General features: G+C 46.5%; 16 protein-coding genes. 11 read left to right on the top strand and 5 right to left on the bottom strand.

Features of this window, described 5'->3' with window-relative positions; translation table 11 throughout:
• Window positions 1–87 precede the first annotated feature (87 nt).
• Window positions 88–1,968 carry a GGDEF domain-containing protein gene (locus QZ371_RS07885; protein WP_295211487.1) on the bottom strand — a complete coding sequence of 627 codons (1,881 nt, stop codon included), beginning with the start codon at window positions 1,966–1,968 and terminating at the stop codon, window positions 88–90.
• Between the two features lie 1,508 nt (window positions 1,969–3,476).
• Here QZ371_RS07885 and QZ371_RS07880 point away from each other — a divergent pair.
• Window positions 3,477–4,772 (top strand): hypothetical protein, encoded by a 1,296-nt coding sequence (locus QZ371_RS07880; RefSeq protein WP_295211485.1) that lies wholly within the window; start codon window positions 3,477–3,479, stop codon window positions 4,770–4,772.
• Between the two features lie 248 nt (window positions 4,773–5,020).
• On the opposite strand, the gene rlmH is transcribed toward QZ371_RS07880, so the two are convergent.
• The 4 genes from rlmH to QZ371_RS07860 form a co-directional block, all read right to left on the bottom strand.
• On the bottom strand, window positions 5,021–5,506 hold the full coding sequence (rlmH, locus tag QZ371_RS07875) for a 23S rRNA (pseudouridine(1915)-N(3))-methyltransferase RlmH (RefSeq protein ID WP_295211483.1): 486 nt from the start codon (window positions 5,504–5,506) through the stop codon (window positions 5,021–5,023).
• Window positions 5,503–6,288: an MBL fold metallo-hydrolase gene (locus QZ371_RS07870; RefSeq protein WP_295211482.1), complete on the bottom strand. Its 786-nt coding sequence runs from the start codon at window positions 6,286–6,288 to the stop codon at window positions 5,503–5,505. The genes rlmH and QZ371_RS07870 overlap by 4 nt, the downstream gene beginning before the upstream one ends.
• Before the next feature lie 12 nt (window positions 6,289–6,300).
• On the bottom strand, window positions 6,301–7,134 hold the full coding sequence (locus tag QZ371_RS07865) for an HAD family hydrolase (RefSeq protein ID WP_295211481.1): 834 nt from the start codon (window positions 7,132–7,134) through the stop codon (window positions 6,301–6,303).
• A 76-nt stretch (window positions 7,135–7,210) separates the two neighbouring features.
• Window positions 7,211–8,497: a UDP-N-acetylglucosamine 1-carboxyvinyltransferase gene (locus QZ371_RS07860; RefSeq protein ID WP_295211478.1), complete on the bottom strand. Its 1,287-nt coding sequence runs from the start codon at window positions 8,495–8,497 to the stop codon at window positions 7,211–7,213.
• 684 nt (window positions 8,498–9,181) lie between these two features.
• On the opposite strand from QZ371_RS07860, the gene ruvC reads away from it, so the two are divergent.
• From ruvC to QZ371_RS07810, 10 genes are all read left to right on the top strand, one after another.
• On the top strand, window positions 9,182–9,676 hold the full coding sequence (ruvC, locus tag QZ371_RS07855) for a crossover junction endodeoxyribonuclease RuvC (protein WP_295211475.1): 495 nt from the start codon (window positions 9,182–9,184) through the stop codon (window positions 9,674–9,676).
• Window positions 9,677–9,810: 134 nt separating this feature from the next.
• Window positions 9,811–10,410 (top strand): Holliday junction branch migration protein RuvA, encoded by a 600-nt coding sequence (ruvA, locus tag QZ371_RS07850; protein WP_295211473.1) that lies wholly within the window; start codon window positions 9,811–9,813, stop codon window positions 10,408–10,410.
• A gap of 82 nt (window positions 10,411–10,492) precedes the next feature.
• Complete coding sequence (gene ruvB / locus QZ371_RS07845; protein WP_295211470.1) at window positions 10,493–11,530, top strand: Holliday junction branch migration DNA helicase RuvB; 1,038 nt, start codon at window positions 10,493–10,495, stop codon at window positions 11,528–11,530.
• 186 nt (window positions 11,531–11,716) lie between these two features.
• A complete protein-coding gene (gene glmM, locus QZ371_RS07840) occupies window positions 11,717–13,060 on the top strand; it encodes a phosphoglucosamine mutase (RefSeq protein ID WP_295211467.1) in 1,344 nt (447 codons plus the stop codon).
• Window positions 13,061–13,081: 21 nt separating this feature from the next.
• Window positions 13,082–13,774: an NAD(P)H-dependent oxidoreductase gene (locus QZ371_RS07835; RefSeq protein WP_295211464.1), complete on the top strand. Its 693-nt coding sequence runs from the start codon at window positions 13,082–13,084 to the stop codon at window positions 13,772–13,774.
• Between the two features lie 132 nt (window positions 13,775–13,906).
• Entirely contained in the window at window positions 13,907–14,770 is an 864-nt protein-coding gene (locus QZ371_RS07830; RefSeq protein ID WP_295211462.1) for a class I SAM-dependent methyltransferase, read from the top strand.
• Window positions 14,771–14,803: 33 nt separating this feature from the next.
• Window positions 14,804–15,700: a PfkB family carbohydrate kinase gene (locus tag QZ371_RS07825; protein WP_295211459.1), complete on the top strand. Its 897-nt coding sequence runs from the start codon at window positions 14,804–14,806 to the stop codon at window positions 15,698–15,700.
• A 98-nt stretch (window positions 15,701–15,798) separates the two neighbouring features.
• A complete protein-coding gene (locus QZ371_RS07820) occupies window positions 15,799–16,182 on the top strand; it encodes a hypothetical protein (RefSeq protein ID WP_295211457.1) in 384 nt (127 codons plus the stop codon).
• A 35-nt stretch (window positions 16,183–16,217) separates the two neighbouring features.
• On the top strand, window positions 16,218–17,066 hold the full coding sequence (locus QZ371_RS07815; RefSeq protein WP_295211455.1) for an energy-coupling factor transporter ATPase: 849 nt from the start codon (window positions 16,218–16,220) through the stop codon (window positions 17,064–17,066).
• 12 nt (window positions 17,067–17,078) lie between these two features.
• Window positions 17,079–17,942 (top strand): energy-coupling factor transporter ATPase, encoded by an 864-nt coding sequence (locus QZ371_RS07810; RefSeq protein ID WP_295211432.1) that lies wholly within the window; start codon window positions 17,079–17,081, stop codon window positions 17,940–17,942.
• Window positions 17,943–17,971 lie beyond the last annotated feature (29 nt).

The following is a 17,971-nucleotide window of genomic DNA, read 5'->3' as shown; positions in this document are numbered from 1 at the left end:
CAACAGAAAATGCAAATAGAAAGCTCTCACTATGGAAATTCATAGTGAGAGCTTTTGTGGTTTTGTATGGTAAAAAGTTAAGGTGCGTTATTTTCGTTCGGCGTGCTTTGCCCTTTTGGACATATACATCGCCTGATCTGCGCTTTCAAAAACCGATTTAAGTTCTTTGATATCGTCTATCCTGCGGCATATTCCGCCCAATGATACAGACACTTCAAACTGATTGTCGGAATATTTGTTGTAAACATCAAGGCGTTCTTTTACACGCTGGCAGAAGCGCTCGGGATAATCTTTCCAGTAATCGCCGCAGCCCAGCACCACAAATTCATCGCCGCCGATCCTTGCGCAAAGTTCGTTGTTCTTTATTGAAGCGGTCAGAGCATCGGCAACAGCCTTGATAGCGATATCGCCGCAATTGTGACCGTAAACATCATTGATATGCTTTAGTCTGTCAACATCGCCGATAAGAAGGAAAAACTTGTTTTTCTTGTTCTCCATTTTCTCCTGCAAAGGTCTGATATTGCGCTCAACGCCAATTCTCGAATAAACGCCCGTCAAAGCGTCACGAACGGCAAGGAGCGCAATGGAATTTTGTATCCTCATCGACTCGAGGGCGTTGTTGATATGCTTTGTCCAGTTGCGGTATGTAATATCAAAACACTTCGGCTCGCTGCCATAAGAAAGCACCGTATAGCCGAGACAGCGCTTTATAAAGTGCATAGGCGTAAAGAAAAACGCCATTGGTGCGCCACGGTCTTCATCAAGGCCGGGGAAAAGTTCGCCCCTGTCAAAAACTTCGTGGAGAGTTCTCGTCACGCCGTCAATGCCCCTTGCACGCAGTATCATATTGTCGGTGTAGCCGTTATGCTCACTGTCCTCATCGCCGAAAACATTGTCGGCGTCAAGCCAGTTTTCGTTAAGGCAGAGATAAAAACGCTTCCAGTCCACCAGCAGATACAGAAAATACTGGACATAAGCCATAAGGTTGTCGGGGTCAGTTGCGCAGGCGAGATTTTCCATCATATTACTGTTGAGAAAATCGTGATATTTTATCTTCACGGTCGTGTCGAGATAATCACGCTTTGTATAGGTATAATCTTCTTGACAGCCGCAAGAGCCGCCTATCTCGATCTTACCGCCGCCGATAATAAGCTCGGGCTTGCCCTTGCCGTTTATCATTGCATCAACGGTCATAACAGAGTTTTCGCCTGCTTCAAAAAGAGGCGGGAAATAAGACGTCACCGCAGGCACGCAGCCGATAGCTTCATCGATAGCGTCATAGCCAACAACGATCATGTCGTCGGGGACTTTGAAGCCGTTTTTCTGATACTCGTGGATAACGCCGATAGCCATATAGTCGCCGCAGCAGACGATAGCGTCAGGCTTTTTACGTCTGCCGTAAATGATATGGTTAGCGACTTCCGCAGCTTTGTCATACCAAAAACCGCCGTCAAAGCAGATAAGGTCGTCGTCGATCTCAATGCCGTGCTTAGTGAGGGCACGCTTATAGCCTTTAAGGCGTTCACGGGTAGAAGCCTGTTCAAGGTCGCCGCTCAAGAACATAATCTTCTTGCAGCCGTGCTCGGTAATAAGGTGCTCGGTGAGGTGCATAAAAGGCAGCTCGTCCTGAGTATAGACCGTGGTATAATCCTTATATTTATAGTCAAGAAATACCACAGGACCATTGAACTTGGTCTCGATATCGCTGCATATCTGCTCCAGTGCACCGGGAATTTTAATGGTATCGCCCAGCACGATGACAGCGTCCAGCTTATCGTAATTTATGATATTGTATATATTTTTTTCGCCGTCCTCATATTTGGCGATAAAAGATTGTTTTACAAAGCTTGAGAAGATAAGAACGTCGTAATTCAACTGAAAAGCTTTGGCCATAATGCCGTTGAGCACACGGGTCTGATAATAAGATTCGACCTCGGAAAGTATAACGCCTATTCTTTTCCTTTTCAAACCGATCCCTCCTCATACAAATGCAAATGGTACGACGGGCGTTTAGTGCCGTCCGAAACAAACACATTTATCGCTCAAAAATGACGAAACACAAAAATCCACTTTGAGTAATTTTTGTGTACGCAATATGTATTCGTTTATCATCTTATTGATTATAGCACATCTTGCACAATTTGTCAAAGGCTTTCAAACGTTTTCACAAAAGTTTTTCGTGAAATTTTCGTATTTTATTAAAAAGAATAAAATTGTACAAATCGGGGTTATGATTAGTTTTACAGGGCAAAAAATGTGAATATAGGAAATAGGACTTTGAAAATCTGAACAGAAGTTTCGTAATTGAAACGACTTTTCGATATGCGCTTTTGAACATTATAATGCATACTCAGTCGTAACAAATCGAGCCAATATATAACATTAAACGTTTTAGATAGCTATAATAAAGGGTTTGCGATGAACTTTTCTGAGTATTTTACAAATAGCTACACAATTGTGGATAATATTTGATTTTCAAGTTGCTGGGCGGAGACTACGTCACAAAGCTGCGCTTTAAAATTGTGCGCACACGCAAGTTTATGATCTCATCTCAACATTTGGGTGCAAGTCCTTAGATGCGCCAGCCGACTCTTCGCCTCGGAGCCATCACCGCCCGTCCACAGGGCAGCACCAAACAAAGACCGCCTAGCGGCTTTGCACGTAATCTGCTTGCAGATTTTCCGTCATATAGCACATAAATCCCTTGACATACATAAAGTATGCCTGCGGAATTTCTGCACTATCTGACGAAAAATCTGACGGCGCATCTTACGCACAATCTTTGTTTGGTGCTGCCCTCGTTTCCCTTGCCACTCTGCAAATGTCTTTCTACTTATCCCGAAAATCTGGCGAAAAGTTGCATTAAAAATGCAACAATTGCAGGATTGTTGCCAAATTAAAATATAAATCATTTGTTTGCACAAATTGTAATATTCAAAATTGGTGGGATTGCACAATAAAATTGTAGTGGCAACCTTTGGTCGCCCGTGACATCCGTTGCACATTTGGAAATAAAAACATACAATGCGGTTTACCAAACGGGCGAACGATGTTCGCCCCTACCTGATTGACAAGAAAAATAACATTGCCATATTCTTTAACGTTCTGAATAATTATGACAAACGTGCTTCGATGGGCTGTCGAGGATGCAAATTGTTGTGAGCATAGCCGAACAACAATTTTCCCCTACATTTGACAGATTCATAACCAAAATCAAATCAAAATGCAAACGTCCAACGCCTGTCAATCATTCCTCACTCCTAACTCCTCACTTTTCGCACTCTGTACGGTTTAATGCTGTGTACGGTTTAACGCCTGTCCAGTCCTCGGGCTACTATGAGGGTCGCCAGAAGTACAGCGAATCCCGAATTAAAAAGCTTGACTTGTGGGGAAAAGTGTAGTATAATATAAAAGTTAAAGTGGAATTTTGCGACACTAAGTCGGCATTATATTTGGAAAGGAATTGGATTTAAACAATGGGTAAAGCTAAAAAGTTTACCGCCGCATTGACAGCAGCTCTCCTCTGCGCAGGAACGCTTACAAGCTGCTCCGATACCAGCTATGCACTCACAGCTGGCGACGATAAGGTCAACGCAGGCGTGTATATTTATAACGTCCTCTCGGAAATGTCATATCAGATGACTATGATGTATTATCAGGACGGCATAACAAAGGATTATTTCGATCAGAAGGTCGACGGCAAGGACTTCGCAGATTATCTCTCTGATTACGCACTTACAGCTACTAAGGAGTACGCTGCCGTTGTTGATAAGTTCAACGAGCTTGGACTTGAGCTTTCTGACGACGACCTCAAGTCTGTCAACGATACCGTGAACAGCACTTGGGAGTCTCAGGGCGATTTCTATGAGTCTGAGGGTATCTCTAAGGAGTCTATCAAGCTTGCGCAGAAGGCTTCAAAAATGAGAGATCAGATCTTTGATTATTACTATGCAGAGGGCGGCGTTGAAGCCGTTGCTGACGACGAGATCGTTAAGTATATCGAGGACAATTATGTGAGATACAAGACTATCACAGTCGCAAAGAGTTCTTCCGAGGATTCATCTTCTCAGAGTTCTGAGGACGATACAGCTAAGGCTACAAGAGACGAGTTTCTCGACAAGGCCGAGGGCGTTTCATTCGATGATTTCGACAGCATTATAGACGAGTATAACGCATATGTTGAGGCTCAGAAGGCTGATTCATCTTCCGCAGCCGACAGCGATTCTTCCACTGCTTCTGACGACACTTCTTCGGTTGCAGATACGGATAGCTCCAGCGCTGCTTCAAGTGACGATACTTCGTCAGTCGTTGACAGCACCGTCGATAGCACAGAGCTTTCGGATTCAAGCGATAGTGCCGCTGATACAGATTCAAGTTCAGCAGATGCAGATTCTTCGTCAGAGTCTGACCCTTATCCGAATGAGACAATGACCAATTACGGCGCACTTGAGGACAGCCAGAAGGATACCGCAAGCGGCAAGCTGCTCACCGCAGTTAACAAGCTTGATGTTGACGTGGCTTCCGCATATGAGGACGACACTTCATATTACATCATCATCAGGGGCGACGTTACAAAGCGCAGTCAGGAATATGCTACCGACAATCACAAAAGCGTTTTGCAGCAGATGAAGAGCGACGACTTCCAGTCAAAGATAACAAGCTGGGTCGATGAGCTCAACATAACGGTAAACAACAAGGCGATCAAGCGATACACGCCAAAGGTCGTTTACGATAAGCAAACGGAATATTACAGCAAGAACAAAACGTCTTGATGAAAAATAATGACCGCCGTACCCGAAACTGGGTGCGGCGGTTTTTGTTGACAAATGAGTGAAATATGTTATAATATGAGTAAGATAAGAAAGGTTATTTGAGGTGGAGGAATTCGTACAGTCCACACGCCGCTGGTACTGACAAAGGGAAACCTTGAGAAACGCAGGAGAGTTGTACGCCTGCCAAATAACCGATGCTTTGAAAGCCGTCTTGAGGGATCAAGGCGGCTTTCTTCTGCTTTATTGATTTATTTGTGATATTTTGTGTTTGCGCTTATCTGAAACGCCCTGTATATCTGCTCCAGCAGCATTATTCTTGCAAGCTGATGGGGAAATGTCATTTCGGACATTGAAAGCTTCATATGCGCTCTTGATTTGACCTCGGGGGCAATGCCGAATGAGGAGCCGATTATGAAATTCACCGTACTGAACCCGTTGAGACCGCAATCGCTGAGCTTTTGAGAAAGCTTTTCGCTCGAAAGCTGCTTGCCCTCAATGCACATTGCGATGTTGAATGCGCCCTTTGTGTCGAGATAGTTTTTCATCATTTTTGCTTCTGCTTCAAGGGCTGCGGACTTTTCTTTCTCTGAGGGGTCGTCCGAAAGGCGTGATTCGTTAAGTTCAACGATATCCAGCTTGCAGAACGCACCAAGGCGCTTTGAATACTCCGCCGCTGCGTCACGCCAGTATTTTTCTTTCAGTTTGCCGACTGTTATAAGATTTATCTTTATCAAAATGCCACCGCCATTCCGTTGCCCTCGGGCTTTGCTATATGTAAAATGTAATCGCTGTTCCTGCGGTATTGCACAAGGGCTTTCACTGCTGAATTTTCTGCGTGGAAAGGCGTGTTGTTCTCTTGACTGAGGTGTCCGAGGATAAATTTGCAGGTGCCGTTTTCCATAAGATCGCCAAGCTGTTTGCCGCAGTCGGCATTTGAAAGATGTCCGTGATCTGAGGCGATACGCATTTTCAGATCGTATGGATATGCGCCGTTTTTCAGCATTGCTTCATCGTAATTGGATTCAAGCAGCACAAGGTCAGAGCCCGCAAGGCTGGCTTTAACTTCGTCAGTCACAATGCCAAGGTCTGTGCAAACGCAGACTTGCTTGTCATCGGGGGTGGTTATCTGATAACCGCAGCTTGCTGGAGTATCGTGAAAGGTTGTGAACGCCTTTATCTTGTGATCGCCCACCGCAATTTCAACGCCGTCAACAGCTTCGATTTTGCAGGCGGAGTTTATTTTATCACCCGAGCAGAGTATTTCAAGATTTGTCTGCTGGGCATAAACGGGGATATTGTATTTCTTTGTAAAAACTTTTAGCCCTGCGATATGATCCGAATGGGTGTGGGTGATGAAAATGCCCTGCACGGCTTCGGGGGAGATATCGTTGAGCTTCAAAGCGTCGCAAAGGCGCTTGCAGCTTACCCCTGCGTCAATAAGGATACCGCCGTTTTGGTTGCCGATAAAGGTGGCATTGCCCTTGCTTGATGAAAAAAGTGGATATATCCTTGCCATAAATTATCCTTTCTATATGGTGTCCAAATTATCAGATAATGTCAGAAGATACTTTACAACGCCGTTTTCCGTGTTTGCACCGATTATCTCGTCAGCATAATCCAAAACTTCCTTGCAGGCATTTTTCACCGCAATTGAATGATCGGAAGCACGAAACATCGGGATATCGTTGGTGTTGTCGCCGAAAGCTGTGATATCGTCAAATCCGTAATGTTCACGGAGATAACGCACGCCCTGCTCCTTTGAAGCCGCCGACGAAAAGGCTTCAAGATACCAAAGTTCGTGATCGTAAACGTCGTAATAGTATGTGATATTAAGCTTTTCGTTGTCCTTCAAAGCTTCATAAAGTGGCGCAAGCTTGTCCTTTGGGGCTATGAAAGTGAAGTATATCACGTTGTCGGTGTGTTCGGAAAGGTCTGCGACCTTTGTGAATGACTTGTAATATTTTACCCTGCGCTCATTGTAAAAATGCTCCATAGCGGGGGAGATCAACCGTTGGTAGCGTGTGGAAAGCTGGTTGTCCGATACCGAATACATAAATGGCTCTAGCCCGAGCTTTTGCGATAAGCCGACAACAAGGTCGCAAAGGCCTTTTGAAAGGCTGTTTATCTTCACATATTTCTTCGTTGACATATCGTAAATCAGCACGCCGTTCATAAGGATAACGGGCAGTTTAAGCTCCAGCCCCGAAAGTATTTTTCCAGCGGAAGCCAGCGTTCTTGCTGTTGCGGCGGTGAAGTTCAGACCGCTTTTTATGAGCCTGTTCAAAGTCTCTTTCGTGAAGTCCGTCACCTCTGCGTTTTGATCGAGCAAAGTGCCGTCAAGGTCGGAAATATAAAGCTTCAATGGGCACCTCCGTTCAAATTTTGCGCCGTAAAAAACGGCGGCAAATAATATGCCGCCGCAGAATTTTCAATATTTATCAACCGCTGAGCTCCATTTCATTGGCGTCGGGCTTGTAAACACGCTGGATATCAGCGCCAAGTCCTCTCAGCTTTTCGTCTATCTTTTCATATCCTCTTTCAATATAGAAAATGTTGTCAACTTCCGTTGTGCCCTCTGCCGCAAGACCTGCGATCACCATAGCTGCGCCTGCTCTCAAGTCTGTGGCAACGACCGGTGCGCCCTTGAGTTTTCCAACGCCCTGTATAACGGCCACCTTGCCGTCAACGGAAATGTCAGCGCCCATTCTTCTCAGCTCTGCAACATATCTGAATCTGTTATCAAAAATATCGTCAGTAACGATGCTCGTGCCTTCCGCCAGCGTCAGCAGCGTTGAGAACTGCGGCTGCATATCGGTAGGGAAGCCGGGGTGAGGCATTGTTTTGAGTGAAGTTTTCATAAGCGGACCGTCCACCCAAACGTGTACGCTCTCGTCATTCTCCTCAACATTCACGCCAACCTTGCGAAGCTTTGCCGTGATAGATTCAAGGTGCTTAGGGATAACGTTTGCGATGATAACGTCGCCCTTTGTTGCGGCGGCGGCTACCATATAAGTGCCTGCCTCGATCTGATCGGGGATAGTGGCATAAGTCACGCCCTTGAGGTAATCAACGCCTCTGATCTTGATAACGTCAGTACCTGCGCCTCTGATATCAGCGCCCATTGAGTTAAGGAAGTTGGCAAGGTCAACGATGTGCGGCTCTTTCGCAGCGTTTTCGATTATGGTCAAGCCCTTTGCCTTGACGGAAGCGAAAATAGCGTTCATCGTTGCGCCGACTGTAACAAAGTCAAAGTATATCTGATTGCCCACAAGTTCTTTTGCGGTGACGTGATTAGCGCCGTTGACGATCTCGTCAGTTGCGCCAAGCGCCTTGAAAGCCTTGAGGTGCTGATCTATCGGTCTGTCGCCAAGATCGCAGCCGCCCGGCATTGGCACGAAAGCTTCGTGGAATCTTCCAAGCAATGTTCCGAGGAAATAGCAGGAAGCACGCATTGTTCTTGCCAACTCATAAGGCACTTCGGGCTTTTCAATGCCCTTTGTATCAAAATAAATAGTATTTTTATCTAAAAGCTTGACCTCCGCACCCATTTCACGAAGGATCTTCATACACTTAGTGATATCGCTGATCTCGGGAACATTCTCGAGAACGCAAGGCTCGTCGCACAGGATAGTTGCAGCGACCAATGCCACCGCAGCGTTTTTCGCACCGCTGATCTGTACAGTTCCGTGCAGCGGCTTGCCTCCCTTTATAACAAACTTCTCCAAGTTTACACACTCCTTAACGAGATTGTCGGCCTGTTGTCTCTCGGGCGCACTTCGCCATCTATTGCCGACGCTCAGATTATTATACCACAGCCGCAGGAAAAATAAAAGCAAAATGCAGGAATTTCAACGATTTGGTTAAAATCATTTAACATACAAAGCAATAATCGTTGAAGCTGCCCATAAATCCACGGCTTTGGCTATATATTAAAGAAACAAATGTTCATATACTCTTAATATTGGTTTATCCAACTCTTATATTTTAACACACCTGTTTATAAAAATCAATAGTGAATAGCGATATTTTAATAATATTTCGACAATTTTTTTGCTTTTTAAGGTGAAAATTACAGCAAAGTTACGAATGTACAAAAAATCGTACTCAAATGTAACCAAGATGTAATATTTGAGTACGAAATTTTTCTCTGTTAGCGTATGCTTACCGAAAGTGTGCGATAATTTTTCCTGTCAAGGTCGAAAAGTCCTGCGAACTAATGGGAATACCCGTGGGCAGATTAGCTAAAAATCGGCATATTCGGACAAGCCATTTCTACATTTCAGCCTGTGACAAACTGGTGAAAACTCGGCGTTTTGCTTGCAATCAAGCGAAAAATGTGGTATAATTAATTGTTATTATAGGATAGTATTGTCTGACGATAAGCTGTCCTCAGAACGGGAGGCGCATTGGTGAGGATATTGGGTATCGACCCCGGTTATGCTATCGTAGGCTTCGGTGTGCTGGATTACAGAGGCGGACAGTTTTCCGTGGTGGATTTCGGAGCGATAACGACTGCCGCAGATATGGATTTCAACAGGCGGCTCAAGGTGATATACGACGATATGACCGAGGTAATCGAAACATACAAGCCCGATGAAATGGGCATTGAAAAGCTGTTTTTCAACACCAATGAAAAGACGGCTATCGACGTTGCGCAGGCGAGGGGAGTTACCTTGCTGCCTGCCATAATACGCAGCATTCCCATATACGAGTACACGCCGCTGCAGGTGAAGTGCTCCATTGTTGGCTATGGACGTGCTGAGAAAAAGCAGGTGCAGGAAATGACAAAGACTATGCTTCACCTAAAAAGCATTATAAAGCCCGACGATACCGCCGACGCCGTTGCCATTGCGATCACTCATGGGCTGTCGGTGAATACACGAAAGATTATGAAGAATATGTAATTACATAGACTAGAGCCTGTCGAAAAATGCAAATTAACGGGCGAACGCTGTTCGCCCCTACATACAAACAGCTTGTAGAGAAAACTTATTGTTTGATAATTTCAAAAATATGTAATAATACTAGGAGAAAAGATATGATATATTCACTCAGCGGAAAGCTTGTTCATACTGAAAACGGACTTGCCGTAATAGAATGTGCAGGTGTGGGATACGCCTGCAAGACGACTTTTTCCACTTTGCAGCAGCTTGCGGGAAAAAGCGAGGCGAAGCTTTACACCCACCTTGCCATAAGGGAGGACGCTGTTGAGCTGTTCGGATTTGCCACGCAGGAGGAGCTGCAAAGCTTCCGTATGCTCATTTCAGTAAGCGGCGTTGGCCCAAAGGCAGGTCTTGCAATACTTTCGTCCTGCACGCCGTCACAATTTGCGCTGGCTGTTGCGACTGGCGATTCAAAAGCGTTCACAAAGATAAAGGGCATTGGCGCAAAGACCGCTCAGAGGATAGTGCTTGAGCTGAAAGACAAGGTGGCAAAGGAGAACACTATTTCCGTTCGTGGGGGAGCAGCTCAGGGCTTTACCACGGTACAGGGCGGCGCAGTCGAGGAAGCTGTCACGGCGCTGGTGGTTCTTGGCTATTCCGAGGGGGAAGCTATGTCGGTTATCTCAAAGCTTGACCCGAACCTCAGCGTTGAGGAGCTTATAAAAAAGGCGCTCATCGGGCTGGCAAAATTCTGATATCTGCATAAAATGGTTTAGAATACAACGAATTTTTGAAAATACATACACGAAGTAAAAGATCGAAAGGAGCGTTCCGTAAATGATCGAAAAGGGCGATTTTGATATCGACAGGATCGTTACACCGAAAGAAACCGTTTCGGAGACCACGGACGATTTCGAGGTAAGCCTGCGGCCTAAAACTCTTGACGAATATATCGGACAGGACAAGGTCAAGGAAAATCTCAAGATATACATACAGGCGGCGAAGAACAGGGGCGACAGTCTCGATCACGTTCTGCTTTATGGCCCGCCGGGTCTTGGAAAGACCACGCTTTCAACAATCATCGCTCACGAAATGGGCGTAAATATCCGCACCACGTCGGGGCCTGCTATCGAAAAGCCGGGTGATCTGGCGGCGCTGCTCACCAACCTTGAAAAGGGCGATGTGCTTTTTATCGACGAGATACACCGCCTTTCACGACAGGTAGAAGAGGTGCTTTATCCTGCCCTTGAGGACTATGCGCTGGACATTATTATGGGCAAAGGCCCTGCGGCGAGGTCAATAAGGATAGAGCTAAACAAATTCACTCTTATCGGTGCGACCACGAGAGCCGGACAGCTTTCTGCGCCTCTTAGGGATCGTTTCGGCGTTATCCAGCGGCTTGAGCTTTACGACACCGAACAGCTTACGGATATCGTAAAGCGTTCGGCTATCCTGCTGGGGGTTGCCTGCGACGATGACGGAGCGACTGAGATAGCAAAGCGTTCGAGAGGCACGCCGAGAATAGCCAACCGCTTTTTGAAGCGTGTGCGAGATTTCGCTGAGGTTATGGGCGACGGCAGGATAACTTCCGACATCGCAAAGATCGCCCTCAACCGAATGGACGTTGACAAGCTGGGACTTGATTCACTTGACAAGCGGCTGCTTATGATGATAATAAAAGGCTACGGCGGCGGCCCTGTGGGACTTGAGACCCTTGCGGCGGCTATCGGTGAGGAAGCTGTCACGATAGAGGACGTTTGCGAACCGTACCTTATGCAGCTTGGTTTCCTTTCAAAGACCCCGAGGGGACGTGTGGCGACGCAGCTTGCTTACGATCATCTTGGGCTTTTTAAGGACGGACAGACGCACCTTTGACTTCGCTCTGTGTTAGTGAGGAGTGAGGAATGAGGAGTGAGGAATGAAGGTATCGCCTGCGGCGATGTATCTTTGTTGCGACCTTCGGTCGCTTGTCGGTGACTGCTTTCTCACTTGTTGTTATTGATATTAATTTTGCAAATTTGAAATATGGTGGTCTATAAGACCTAAAAGGAGTTATTTTTTATGGGAAGATTGTTTGGAACTGACGGCGCAAGAGGCGTCGCAATAACTGAGCTCACTTGCGAGCTTGCAATGCTGATAGGCAGAGCTGCCGCTATGGTGCTAACAAAAGAAGCTAATCACAAGGCGAAGATCATCATCGGCAAGGACACCCGTATCTCGGGGGACGTGCTTGAGGCCGCTCTCGTTGCAGGTATCTGCTCTGTGGGCGCTGACGCTCATATCCTTGGCGTTGTGCCGACGCCTGCCGTTGCAATGCTGGTAAAGAAATACAACGCTGACGCAGGCGTTATGATATCCGCTTCGCACAATTCTGTTGAGTTCAACGGAATAAAGCTTTTCTCGGGCAGCGGCTTCAAGCTTTCTGACGAGATCGAAAACGAGATCGAAGCGCTTATCCTTGACGATCCTGAGCAGATCGACCTCAAGGACGGCTGCGAGCTTGGTCACATTTATTACGAAAAAGAAGCTGTTTGGGACTATATCCGCTATGTGATGAAAACTGTTCAGACTGATTTCAACGGCATTAAGGTGGCTCTTGACTGCGCAAACGGTTCGGCTTCCGTTTGTGCCCAGAGGATTTTTGAAGGCCTCGGCGCAAAGTGCGTAATGCTCAACGACAAGCCTGACGGTACGAACATCAACAAGGACTGCGGCTCAACTCATATCGAGGGCTTGCAGAAGGCTGTTGTTGACAATCATTGCGATATGGGTCTTGCCTTTGACGGCGACGCTGACAGATGTCTCGCAGTTGACGAAAAAGGCGAGCTTATCGACGGCGACAAGATACTTGCTATCTTCTCGAAATATATGAAAAATATGGGTATACTCAAAAACAATGCCTGCGTTGTAACTGTTATGACGAACCTTGGCTTCTTCAAGTTCGCAAAAGCAAACGGAATCGTTGCCGCAACGACAAAGGTGGGCGACAGATATGTTCTCGAGGAAATGCTCAAGGGCGGATATAATGTCGGCGGCGAGCAGTCGGGTCATATCATTCTTCTCGATTATGCCAACACAGGCGACGGCGAGCTCACAGGTACGAAGCTTTTGACTATCCTAAAATGCACAGGCGAAAAGGCAAGCGAACTTGCGGCTTGTATGGAATGTTATCCACAGGTGCTCGTAAATGTCAAGATCACAGCCGACAAGAAGGGTATGTGGGATAAAGTTCCGGAGATCACCGACGCTATCAAGATGTATTCCGAAAAGCTTGGTGACGAGGGCAGGATTCTTGTTCGTGAATCGGGCACAGAGCCCCTTGTTCGTGTTATGATCGAGGGCAAGAGAACGGGCATTATCACAGAATATGCTTACAAGATAGCTGAGCTTATCGAGAAAATGTAATGTTGGTGGAGCTTGGGTAATTTGAAAATTACAGTAATAAACGGGCAGAACCACAAGGGTTCTACCTATCATATAGGCAGACAGCTTGCGGATAAGCTGGGCGGCGAGGTAAAGGAATTTTTCCTGCCGAGAGATTTCGGCGAGTTCTGCTGCGGCTGCACAAACTGTTTTATGAAGGGCGAGGATAAGTGCCCGCACTATGAAAAGCTTCGTCCCATAACGGAAGCTGTTGACGACGCCGACGTGCTGATATTGACTTCGCCGGTGTATGTTTACCACGCCACAGGTTCGATGAAAGCTTGGCTCGATCATTACGGCTGGCGCTGGATAGTTCACCGACCTGAGGAGAAAATGTTCTCAAAGCGTGCGGTGGTGATATCCACGGCGGCAGGCGCAGGAATGAGTTCCACAAACAAGGATATGGCGGACAGCTTGTCATTTTGGGGCGTGCCGAAGATATACAAGATAGGTTTCGGCGTACACGCAACCAGCTGGAACAGAGTTTCAGACAAAATGCGCCAAAAGATAGAAAAAAAGACCGACAGCATTGCCGCAAAGCTCAAAGCGGACAGCTTCAAGCCAAAGGCAAGCCTTAAAGGTCGGCTTTATTTCACCATATTCCATTTTGCGAACAAGAAAGGCTGGAACCCTGCGGACAGCGAATATTGGCGTGACAAGGGCTGGACAGAGAGCAAGAGACCTTGGAAGGTATAGGCTGTCAATAAGCTGGGGGCAGTCGGGCGAACGCTGTTCGCTCCTACAATAAACGACGTGTTTTATGTATTGGCAGACAAAGTTAGAGTTCTTTGAAAAAGCATTGATCTATAAAATATAAGGATAATAGGTATGAGAATTGCAGAAAACTGGAAAGACTATAAGATAATAGACACCTCAAGCGGCGACAAGCTGGAAAGCTGGGGCGGAAAGGTGCTTGTGCGCCCCGACCCGCAGATAATATGGAGATCGCCAAAGCGTTCAGACCTTTGGGAAAAGGCGGACGGCGTTTATCACCGCTCATCAAAGGGCGGCGGAGAGTGGGAGTATAAAAAGCGCCTGCCCGAAAGCTGGAACATCAGCTACAAGAATTTGAAATTCATCATAAGGCCAACAGGCTTCAAGCACACGGGACTTTTCCCTGAACAGGCTGTTAACTGGGACTTTATGGCGGATAAGATCAGAAACGCCGGCAGAGAGATAAAGGTGCTCAATCTCTTTGCATATACAGGCGGTGCCACACTTGCCTGCGCAGAGGCAGGAGCAAGCGTTTCACACGTTGACGCTTCAAAGGGAATGGTTCAATGGGCGAGAGAAAACGCTGCAGCTTCGGGACTTTCCGATAGGCCTATCCGCTGGCTGGTGGACGACTGCGAAAAGTTCGTTCAGCGTGAGATACGCCGTGGGAAAAGCTATGACGCAGTTGTAATGGATCCGCCGTCCTATGGCAGAGGCCCAGGGGGCGAGATATGGAAGCTTGAGGACTGCATATACGATCTTGTCAAGACCTGCGCAGGTGTGCTCAGCGATGAACCGCTGTTTTTCCTGCTCAACAGTTACACAACGGGACTTTCGCCGTCGGTAATGGCGTATATCCTCAGAGACGTGCTGGGAACGAAGTTCGGCGGAAATGTAACTGCGGACGAGATAGGTCTGCCGGTGGAAGCAACAGGCGGCGTGCTGCCTTGCGGTTCGACGGCTATTTGGCAGAAATAATAACTTTATATTATAATAAGGTATGGTGTTGGTATGAAATATGCGGAAAATTATGTTTATATGTATGGTCAGATAATTTCAACCTGTTCATTTCTGCTTGACGGCGATTTTCCAAAGGCTGACGGCACAGCTGAGATCAAGGAGAAATATCATCTTGTTGGCGGTGAAACGGGAACTGCGGCGGTCGTGCTTTGTGGTCTGAACGTGCCTGTAAAGCTTGGCGGTACTCACCTTGGAAGCGGCAATGAAAAGCTTATAAAGGATTATTTTGCAAACAAGACTGCTGACCTTTCGGAGCTTGTAACAGAGGGTTTCGAGGGCGTGACCGACTATGTTATCATAGATAAAAATACACGCACCTGTTTTGGCGAGTGGGATAAGCTTTATTCACGTCCGAAGCCTTTTTATGAACAGCCTTCAGAGAAGTCGGTGAAAAACGCAGCTTGCGTTGCGGCTGACCCTTATTTTGGCGATGGTATAGCGAAGCTTTGCGTTAAGCATAACAAGAAATACGTCACCATAGATTGTGCCTATGACAGCTATATACATGAGCATTGTGCAGTAAATTGCATATCTCATCAGCACCTTGATGAATATTATCCAGATAAAAGCTATGATGAGCTTTTCAGGCTTTATACAGATAATACAGACGGACTTGTGATATTCACCCTTGGTGAAAAGGGTGCGATGTATGGCAGAAAGGATGCTGAGCCTAGAAAGTGTCCTGCATTTGACGTTGACGTAGTGTCAACTCTTGGCGCAGGGGATAGCTTTAAGGCAGGTGCTGTATATGGGCTTTATAAAGGCTTTGACGACGATACGTTGGTGAAAACGGCTTGTGCTGTGGCAGGTGCAGCGGTGGAAAAATTTCCTATTGCACTTTATCCGCCGACAGTCGATGCAGTTGAAAAACTTATGGGTGATATGTAGTGGTGATAAATGTTGTTCGCCTGTGAAACCCACAGATCATATATTATGATGGAGGTATAGACAAATCAAACCGAAAATTTCAGACAGGAGGAAATGTTATGTCTTTTGATCTTAATGAACTTAAACACAAAGCAGGAAATATGTTTGAAAAGGGCAAGGAGAAAGCTCACGAAGCTGTTGAAAGCGAAAAGGGGCAGAAAATAAAGAGCAAGGCAGAGGACTTGTTTGAAAAGGGCAAGGAAAAGGCTCACGAAGCCGCTGAAAGCGAAGCAGGTCAGAAGATAAAAGGCAAGGCAGGCGACCTTTTTGAAAAAGGCAAGGAAAAAGCCCACGAGCTGGCAGAGAGCGAAACGGGCAAAAAGGTAAAGCACAAGGCTGAAAGGCTCCTTGATAAGGGACTTGACAAGGCCGAGGACGTGTTTGAAAAGCATAAGGAAAGAAAAGCTGCTGAAAAAGAGCAGGACGATACAGAAGACAAGTAATAGTCAGATATTAGAAAATTAGTAAGGATAGTAAAATGAGCAGTTTTATTGAGATAAAGGATCTTCACTTTTCGTATATCAATGAAATGGAAGAGCCGCCTGTTAAAACGGAAGTCCTCAAGGGGATTGACCTTAATATCGAAAAAGGCGAGTTCGTGGCGGTGCTGGGTCACAATGGTTCGGGCAAATCTACACTTGCAAAGTGCATAAACGCCATAAATCTCCCCGAATCGGGTGCGGTGTATGTAAATGGAATGGACACCATCAATGAGGAAAATCTTCTGCCAATCAGAGAAAAGGTGGGAATGGTTTTCCAAAACCCTGATAATCAGATCGTTGCGACTATCGTTGAGGAGGACGTGGCTTTCGCTCTTGAAAATATGGGCGTTGAGCCTAATGAGATACGCAGGCGTGTTGACGAAGCCCTCAAGACCGTGGGAATGTATGAATACAGACTTCACGCACCCCACAAGCTTTCGGGCGGACAGAAGCAGCGTGTGGCTATTGCGGGAATAATCGCAATGCGCCCCGACTGTATACTTCTTGACGAGCCTACCGCAATGCTCGACCCACACGGAAGAGAAGAGGTTATGCGCACCATAAAAATGCTCAACGAGCAGGGTGTGACCATCGTGCTTATCACACATTATATGGAAGAAGCCGCACAAGCGCAGCGTGTTGTTGTCATCGACGGCGGCGAGGTCGTAATGGATAATGTGCCGAAGAAGATATTCTCAAATGTGGAGACGATGAAAAATCTGGGGCTTGACGTGCCGCAGGTGACGGAGCTTTGCTGGGAGCTTAAAAAGGCAGGCTATGATATATCCACAGAGATAATCGATGAGGACGAATGTGTTGAGAAGCTTTACGATATGCTGAAATAGTGAGGAGTAAAAATGGCAGTTATCAGGACGGAAGATCTTATTTATGTTTACGGCGAGGGCACGCCCTTTCAGAAAACAGCCGTAGACCATGTTAATATAGAGATAGAAGAGGGCGAAATGGTGGGAATAATCGGCCACACAGGTTCGGGAAAATCCACCCTTATCCAGCATTTCAACGGACTTTTGAAGCCCACAAGCGGCAGCGTTTACGTTGACGGGGAAAGGCTTTGGGACGACAAGGCAAGGCTGCGCCCTATCAGATTTAAGGTGGGACTGGTTTTCCAGTACCCTGAGTATCAGCTTTTTGAGGAGACTTGTTATAAGGATATCGCTTTCGGCCCGAAGAATATGGGCGTGAAGGACGAGCTTATCGACAAGTATGTAAAAGAGTCGGCACGAATGGTGGGTCTGCCGCTGGAAGTGCTGGATAAATCGCCTTTTGAGCTTTCGGGCGGACAGAAAAGGCGTGTTGCCATAGCAGGCGTTATGGCAATGAACCCGAAGGTGCTTATCCTTGACGAGCCTGCTTCCGGACTCGACCCGAAGGGCAGAGAGCAGATACTTGGACTTATAAGAGAATATCACCAAGAGACTAAAAACACCGTCCTGTTGGTATCACACTCAATGGAAGATATCGCAAAGAACGTGTCAAAGATACTTGTGATGAACGAGTCGAAGCTTTTCTGTTATGACGACACAGTAAAGGTTTTCCACCGCTCGGAGGAGCTTGTGTCGATGGGGCTTGCCGTGCCGCAGGTGACGAGAGTTTTCAACAGGCTCAGAGCTATGGGTATCGACATAAAGGACGATGTTTACACCCTCAAGTATGCAAAAAAGCTGCTGCTTGAAATGCTCGAAAACAAAAACAAGAATTAGACAGCATTCCGCCTGTGACCCTATCAAAT

Origin of the sequence: Ruminococcus sp., from assembly GCF_019423705.1 — a bacterium.
GTDB lineage: Bacteria > Bacillota > Clostridia > Oscillospirales > Ruminococcaceae > Hominimerdicola.
This window is presented reverse-complemented; position numbering and strand designations above follow the sequence as displayed.

Coding starts and splice junctions, on each gene's coding strand:
- QZ371_RS07880 (WP_295211485.1), top strand. CDS start 3,477: ATGGGTAAAGCTAAAAAGTTTACCGCCGCATTGACAGCAGCTCTCCTC.
- QZ371_RS07870 (WP_295211482.1), bottom strand. CDS start 6,288: ATGGCAAGGATATATCCACTTTTTTCATCAAGCAAGGGCAATGCCACC.
- ruvA (WP_295211473.1), top strand. CDS start 9,811: ATGATATATTCACTCAGCGGAAAGCTTGTTCATACTGAAAACGGACTT.
- ruvB (WP_295211470.1), top strand. CDS start 10,493: ATGATCGAAAAGGGCGATTTTGATATCGACAGGATCGTTACACCGAAA.
- glmM (WP_295211467.1), top strand. CDS start 11,717: ATGGGAAGATTGTTTGGAACTGACGGCGCAAGAGGCGTCGCAATAACT.
- QZ371_RS07830 (WP_295211462.1), top strand. CDS start 13,907: ATGAGAATTGCAGAAAACTGGAAAGACTATAAGATAATAGACACCTCA.
- QZ371_RS07825 (WP_295211459.1), top strand. CDS start 14,804: ATGAAATATGCGGAAAATTATGTTTATATGTATGGTCAGATAATTTCA.
- QZ371_RS07820 (WP_295211457.1), top strand. CDS start 15,799: ATGTCTTTTGATCTTAATGAACTTAAACACAAAGCAGGAAATATGTTT.
- QZ371_RS07815 (WP_295211455.1), top strand. CDS start 16,218: ATGAGCAGTTTTATTGAGATAAAGGATCTTCACTTTTCGTATATCAAT.
- QZ371_RS07810 (WP_295211432.1), top strand. CDS start 17,079: ATGGCAGTTATCAGGACGGAAGATCTTATTTATGTTTACGGCGAGGGC.